Origin of the sequence: Clostridium sp. (genome assembly GCF_040797585.1) — a bacterium.
Classification (GTDB): domain Bacteria; phylum Bacillota; class Clostridia; order Clostridiales; family Clostridiaceae; genus Clostridium_Z.
Window position 1 is genome coordinate 1 of the sequence record NZ_JBFNEO010000159.1, and the last position, 6,789, is coordinate 6,789.

At 31.8% G+C, this 6,789-nt stretch carries 6 protein-coding genes and 1 pseudogene; 1 reads left to right on the forward strand and 6 read right to left on the reverse strand.

The window, feature by feature from the left end; genetic code table 11:
* The 6 genes from AB2369_RS10050 to AB2369_RS10075 form a co-directional block, all read right to left on the reverse strand.
* The coding region (locus AB2369_RS10050) for a CNNM domain-containing protein (protein WP_367666346.1) at window positions 1–357 on the reverse strand (357 nt) is incomplete at its 3' end.
* Between the two features lie 335 nt (window positions 358–692).
* On the reverse strand, window positions 693–1,085 hold the full coding sequence (gene dhaM, locus AB2369_RS10055) for a dihydroxyacetone kinase phosphoryl donor subunit DhaM (RefSeq protein WP_367666347.1): 393 nt from the start codon (window positions 1,083–1,085) through the stop codon (window positions 693–695).
* A gap of 25 nt (window positions 1,086–1,110) precedes the next feature.
* A complete protein-coding gene (gene dhaL, locus AB2369_RS10060; protein ID WP_367666348.1) occupies window positions 1,111–1,734 on the reverse strand; it encodes a dihydroxyacetone kinase subunit DhaL in 624 nt (207 codons plus the stop codon).
* 176 nt (window positions 1,735–1,910) lie between these two features.
* Window positions 1,911–2,912: a dihydroxyacetone kinase subunit DhaK gene (gene dhaK / locus AB2369_RS10065; protein WP_367666349.1), complete on the reverse strand. Its 1,002-nt coding sequence runs from the start codon at window positions 2,910–2,912 to the stop codon at window positions 1,911–1,913.
* 302 nt (window positions 2,913–3,214) lie between these two features.
* A complete protein-coding gene (locus tag AB2369_RS10070) occupies window positions 3,215–3,919 on the reverse strand; it encodes an MIP/aquaporin family protein (RefSeq protein ID WP_367666350.1) in 705 nt (234 codons plus the stop codon).
* Window positions 3,920–4,111: 192 nt separating this feature from the next.
* Window positions 4,112–6,202 carry an HPr family phosphocarrier protein gene (locus AB2369_RS10075; RefSeq protein ID WP_367666351.1) on the reverse strand — a complete coding sequence of 697 codons (2,091 nt, stop codon included), beginning with the start codon at window positions 6,200–6,202 and terminating at the stop codon, window positions 4,112–4,114.
* Window positions 6,203–6,559: 357 nt separating this feature from the next.
* Between AB2369_RS10075 and AB2369_RS10080 the strand changes: the two are divergent.
* A pseudogene (locus AB2369_RS10080) lies at window positions 6,560–6,789 on the forward strand (amino-acid racemase); the annotation flags it as partial.

Sequence of the window (6,789 nt, forward strand, 5' to 3'; positions counted from 1 at the left end):
AGATAATACAATTGTAATTAAAGCTAAATATATATCTCCACTATAGGGTATATTAAATCCATTTAGATATATTTCTAAATCCTTGGATATACCTGTAGCTGCCGATGCACTAGAGAGAAATCCAGCTAAAGTAATTCCAACCTGTATTGTAGCCAGAAATCTACTTGGTTCTTCTAATAATTTTAATAACAATTGTGCTTTTCTGTTTCCACCCTCAGCAAGAATTTTCATTTTATTTTTATTTAGTGACACTAGTGCCATTTCTGCTGAAGCGAAAAAAGCATTTATTAGTGTTAGAATAGCAATTAATACTAGTTGCCCTGTAAAATTGCTCCCCGGAAGTGGGTCTGATTCCATATATAAATTCCTCCTCTATTTTTTTAAGTCATAGTATGATGATATCATAAAGATAATTTATTTTCAATTATCCCTATTTCTTTTAACTTAATATTATTTATATTCATAAAACAATAAATATTACCATTAATTATCCTTATAATATATATACGATTATTTCTTTATAAATGCTCCTAAAACTTAAATCTTTTAATATAGAATTTTAAATTATATCTAAAAATAAAAACATCGTAGACTTATTGAATTTCAATATATCCACGGTGCTTTTATCTTTTAAATATTAACTACTTATATAGTATGAATTTACATATATTTGGGTATATATTTGTATTTTTTTATGGCATCTTATTAAGAGTTAAATCTTTTAATACATCCTTTATATGCTCTCTTGAGCTTCCCATAAAGCTCTCTACTGCTGCAGTTATAGCTCCCTCTACTAAAGCACAATCAACTAATTCTATCTTTTCTCCATCATATTCAGCCTCTAAAAAGTCTTTTGCCATTTCTGCATTCATATAAGCACTTCCTAGGTCAAATAATATTAATACTCCATCATCGGAATAAACCTCTTTCATAGCTTCACAGATTCTCTCTGCATCAGTACCTATTCTACCATCTTGAGTTCCTCCTGCTGCTATAATCGCTGCTCCCTCTGCCATTTGTTTTGCCATTTCTACAACGCCCTCTGCTATCTTACTGCTATGTGAAACTATTACTAATCCTACCATATTATTTTCATCCTCTCTTTACTTCCTATATTTCTTCCCAAACCGTTTCTAATATATAATAGCATGATGTTGCTCCTGCATCTTGGTGTCCTATACTTCTTTCCCCAAGATAACTTGCTCTACCTTTTTTAGCTACTATAGTTTTTGTATATTCAACCCCTTTTAATGCTCCATCCTTTGCTTTCTCTAAAGCTTCTTTAGGGGATAGTCCTTCATTTATAGCTTTTTCAAGTTCTTCAATAGCTGGAGATAAGGAATCTATCATAGTCTTTTCTCCTTCTACTCCCTTACCCCTTTGCTTAATTCCATCTAATGCTGCTTTTAATAGTCCTAAAAAATCATTAATATCCATTTCACTTTTTCCATTTACGGCCATTGCACCCTTCATAAAAGCTGTTCCATACAAAGGACCTGAAGCTCCTCCTACATTGGAAACTAGAGCCATACCAGCCTTCTTAAATATATCACCTAAATTTTCTGTGCTTTCATCTTTTAATTTTAAAACTACTGCTGAGAATCCCTTACTCATATTAAGGCCATGATCCCCATCTCCGATAGTTGCATCTAGCTCTGTTAAGTAAGCCTTATTTTTCTCTATCTTCTCATATATTTTATTTATTATTTCTATAACCTTTTTTCCATTTATCATTGTTATCCCTCCAAATACCTGCGTAAAACTTATTTATCTGATGGCTAGGAGCTGTAACACCCCCATACTCTTAAAAGGTGGGGGATAACAGCTGCTACGCCCCTAGATTAACTCATCTAACCTTTAGATGGTTGAAAAAACACCATCTAAAAGAAGATTCGTTCTATATATTATTATTACTTAAAAACCTTAAATCCTGGTGTATCTGCCTTTTCATCTAATAATTCTTTAAGCTCATCATCAAGTTTTAATAAAGTTACTGAGCATCCTGCCATTTCAAGAGAAGTCATAAACTCTCCAACAAAGGTCTTATATGCTTTTATTCCTCTCTCTTCTAGTATTTCTTGAACTTTTTTATTTATTATATAAAGCTCCATAAGAGGGGTACCACTTAATCCATTTATCATAACTGCTACTTTTTCATCTTTTTCAATGTTAATGTCCTCTAATATTCTATCTACAAGTTGCTGTGCTATATTATCAGCCGTTGATATTTTCTCTCTATGAGTTCCTGGCTCTCCATGGATACCCATTCCTATTTCTACTTCATCTTCACCTAAAGTAAAGTTTGCCTTCCCTGCTGCTGGTACTATACATGAAGTTAATGCCATTCCCATACTTCTCACATTTTCAACTACCTTATCTGCAACTCTCTTAACTTCTTCAAGGGATGCACCAGTTTCTGCCTTAGCTCCAGCTATCTTATGAACAAACACAGTTCCAGCTATTCCACGCCTTCCTGCTGTGTAAAGGCTATCCTCAACTGCTACATCATCATTAACCACTACAGTTTCCACTTTTATGCCTTCCATATCAGCCATGTCTTTTGCCATTTCAAAATTCATTATGTCTCCACTATAGTTTTTAATAACAAGTAGTACTCCTTCTCCTCCATCCACTGCCTTTATAGCTTCAAAGACCTGATCTGGAGTTGGAGATGTAAACACTGCTCCACACACAGCTGCATCAAGCATTCCATGACCTACATAACCTCCATGAGCTGGTTCATGACCACTTCCTCCGCCACTAACTAAGGCTACTTTTCCTTTAATTGGTGAATTTTTTCTAACAAGAACATCAAAACCTTCAAGTTTTCTTAAATACTCACCGTGAGCATAAGTGATTCCTTTTATCATATCTTGTAAAACCTCATTTGGGTTGTTTATTAGCTTTTTCATAAAATTCCCTCCTAAATTTAAATCCTTATTCAATATTTTATAATATAGTTTTTAGCCTATATTTATATTTTTATTAATGTTGATTTTTAATTATCCCTGTGCTTTTTAATATTATAAGTTTTACTATTAAATTATTTTTAGACATATAGTATATGTTTTAAATTTACGCTTTAATTTATACCTTAAGTTAATCCTATAAAAATTATAAATATTAAGTAGTGTATAAAATAAGTTTTCGGTTAAAATCCCTATAATGTTTATTATTAGTGTAGTTAATAATAAATTACTTCTCTAAAATACTTTTAATATACTAAACTAAATAATATTGCTCCTAATATTCCCCCTACTATTGGACCTATAACTGGTACCCATGAATATCCCCAATCTGAATCTCCCTTATTAGGTACTGGTAGAATTGCATGAGCTATTCTAGGTGCTAAATCTCTTGCTGGATTTATAGCATAACCTGTAGTTCCTCCAAGACATATTCCAATAGCAAGTACTATACCTCCAACTATAACAGGTCCAAAACCTTCTGCTACCTTAGCCGTTCCCGTGCCAAGAATTCCAAAAACAAGTACAAAAGTTCCTAAAGCTTCACTTACAAAGTTCCATAGTTTATTTCTAAGGGCTGGTGCTGTAGAAAAGGTTGCAAGCTTTGCCCCTTTATCTTCTGTTTCCTTATAATGTGGATAAAAGAATAATAGCACTAGAGTTCCTCCTAGGAATGCTCCTATAAACTGTGCTGCTAAATATGGTGCTACACTATTCCATGGAAACTTCCCTATAGTGGCAAGAGCAATAGTTACTGCTGGATTAAAATGTGCTCCACTTATAGCTCCAAACATAAATACTGGTATAACTACTGCAAGGGCCCATCCCCATGATATGGTAAGCCATCCTGATCCCTCTGCCTTAGATTTTTTCAGCACCACATTAGCTACTACCCCATTTCCTAAGAATACTAAAAGCATTGTTCCTAAAAGTTCTGCTAAGAATGTACTCATGTTAATCTCCCCTTTTGTTTTTCTTGTCTATATATAAAGCATATTCTGTGCCAACTTTTTAATTTCTCTGAAAACATTTTCTTAAATCCTGTATTTCTAAGGAATAAGCTTATATAAAATAAAGAAAACAGTAAAATCTATTATAAGATTTTACTGTTTTCCTCTTGGTAATAAGTATCAACTTGATATTTATTACCTTGATACATTCTCCCAGGATACTATTTTTTCTATACCATATTGTCTTGCCTTAGAAGCTACAGTTTTATGGGTAATACCTAAAGCTTTACCTGCTGCATTAAAACTACCATATTTTTTTAGAGCCTTTTCTATAATGATTTTTTCATAATCTTTAAGAGAAAGAATCTCTTCTTCATCCTCTATTATCTCCATAAGATTTTTATTTTTTAACATTTGTTTTCCTAAAATCTGCTTACTAGTTTCATTTCCTTCATCTGATTTCATATACAATGGTAGATCCTTTAAATCTATATAATCTTTTTCCGTAAGAGTAATTATTCTCTCTAAAAGATTCTGAAGCTCCCTAACATTCCCTGGCCACTTATAGTTCAAAAATCCCTCCATAGCCTCATTAGTTACCCCTATTATATTTTTCCCAGTTTCCATTGCAAGTTTCTCAAGAAAATAACCTATTAAAAAGGCTAGATCTTGCTTTCTCTCCCTTAATGGTGGTATATAGATAGGAATAACATTTAATCTATAATATAAATCTTCTCTAAAATCTCCATTTTTCACCATATCCTCAAGATTTCTATGGGTTGCTGTTATTATTCTTACATTTATTTTTATGGTTTCATCTCCACCAACCCTTTGGATCTCTTTCTCTTGGATAACCCTTAGTATCTTAGCTTGCATATTCTTTTCCATTTCACCTATTTCGTCTAAGAATATAGTTCCGTTATGAGCTAACTCAAACTTTCCAAGCTTTCTTTTATAGGCTCCTGTAAAAGAACCTTTCTCATGGCCAAACAATTCACTTTCAAGCAAATTTTCTGGTATAGCTGCGCAATTAACTCTTACGAAGGGACCCCTATTATTAGATGAAGAAGTATGTATCCCTTCAGCTATAAGCTCCTTTCCTGTACCACTTTCTCCCCTTATAAGTACTGTGGCATTAGTTTTAGCAGCTTTTTTAGCCATAGCTAAGGCATCTAAAGTTTTACCACTTCTTCCAATGAACTTTGAGAAGGCTTCCCCAGGCTCTTCTCTTCTATAAAGCTCCCCTTCTAAATACTCTGCCTTAGCTGATATCTCATTTACCATTTCAGTAAGTATTTGAACCTCTGATAAATCCTTAATTACAGAGAGAACTCCTGTGATTTTATCATCTAAAATTATAGGAGTAACATTTGCTACTACATTTATTCCTCCATTCTTTTTAATAACCTTTCCTATTATAGATTTTCCTGTTTCTAAAACTTCACATCTTATACCCTTTGGAGATATTTCAAATATATTCTTTCCTAAAAGATTCTCTTCTTTATCCTTTAATAGATCTATATAGGCCGGGTTTACATAAGTTATAACTCCCTCTTTGTTTACAAGACATATTCCATCATGAACATTTTCTACTATTCTTTGGAGTCTTTCTTTAAGTTCTTTTACTTCATAAAGTTCAGATTTTATCCTTTCTAGATTAGATATATCTTCAAATACAGCCACTGCTCCCTTAAAATCTTTTCCTATAATTATGGGAGTAGTATTTATAAGTAACATCTTATCCTCTAAGGTCTTTTTAATTCCTATTCTAGGCTTTCTATCCCTTAAAACATCAATTAAAGGTAGACTCGGTAATATGTCATCTATGTTCTTCCCTACTATATCTTCATAAACCATATTTAATATATTATCCGCTGAAGGGTTACTTAACATTATACTTCCCTGTTCATCTACAGCTACTATTCCATTAGCAGTACTTTTAAAAACCTGTTCCCATGTTATATTGTTATCTTCTATTATATTATCTACTTTTCCCTGGTCGCTTTCCTTTATATGAAAATCTCCTTTTAAAAAGTTAGCCATTTCCATTAAAGCTTCTTTATTATCTTTTCCCTCTACCTCTATACCAACAGTTTCTCCTTGTTTAACCTTAAGAAGAACTAGAGGCATAAGGCTAGTGGCTGGTATACTTTTTCTATCCTTATATTGTATATAAAGATTACAATTATACTTTTTATTAATTTCATTAGCTTTTAAAACTACCATAGCTACTACTCTTGCATGTAGTCCTTTTTCATGATTTATTATAACTTCTTCCCTAAGCAAACCCCTTCACTCCTTAAGATTTTTTTCTTAACTGTTATTTTAAACTTATTGCTTAATTATATAAGCCTTTAAGCTAAAATAATAATACTATAAAAACATACTAGGTATCAAAATATATTCCTTTACTATTAATTCTAAGCTTTAATAGTGAAAAATTTATAGTTTATGAATTAGATTTTTTAAAGTCTTTCTTAATTTCACCCTTGATATAAATATCTAAAATAAATAATAATAAATTTGTTTTAGATTATGATAAAATAGTAATATTTACTACTATAACTAAAATCATATTTTAAGTCATCAGTCTTAGTATTTCTATGATTGAATAAATTTATATTTTTAAGGGGGACAATTTAAATGAGTGAAAGTTTAGTTGGAATTTTAGCTGGCATGGGTCCAAGATCAACAGCACCATTTATAGATTTAGTTATTGATGAATGTCAACTTCAATATGGAGCAAAATACGATGAGGAATTTCCAAAAATCATGGTATATTCTCTACCTACTCCATTCTATATCAATCATCCAATAAATCATGAACTTATGAAAAAAACTATAATTGAAGGATTACAAAAGCTTGAATCAAC

Excerpts from the sequence above, each read along its gene's own strand:
- dhaK (WP_367666349.1), bottom strand. The coding sequence starts at position 2,912 with ATGAAAAAGCTAATAAACAACCCAAATGAGGTTTTACAAGATATGATA.
- dhaL (WP_367666348.1), bottom strand. The coding sequence starts at position 1,734 with ATGATAAATGGAAAAAAGGTTATAGAAATAATAAATAAAATATATGAG.
- dhaM (WP_367666347.1), bottom strand. The coding sequence starts at position 1,085 with ATGGTAGGATTAGTAATAGTTTCACATAGCAGTAAGATAGCAGAGGGC.
- AB2369_RS10070 (WP_367666350.1), bottom strand. The coding sequence starts at position 3,919 with ATGAGTACATTCTTAGCAGAACTTTTAGGAACAATGCTTTTAGTATTC.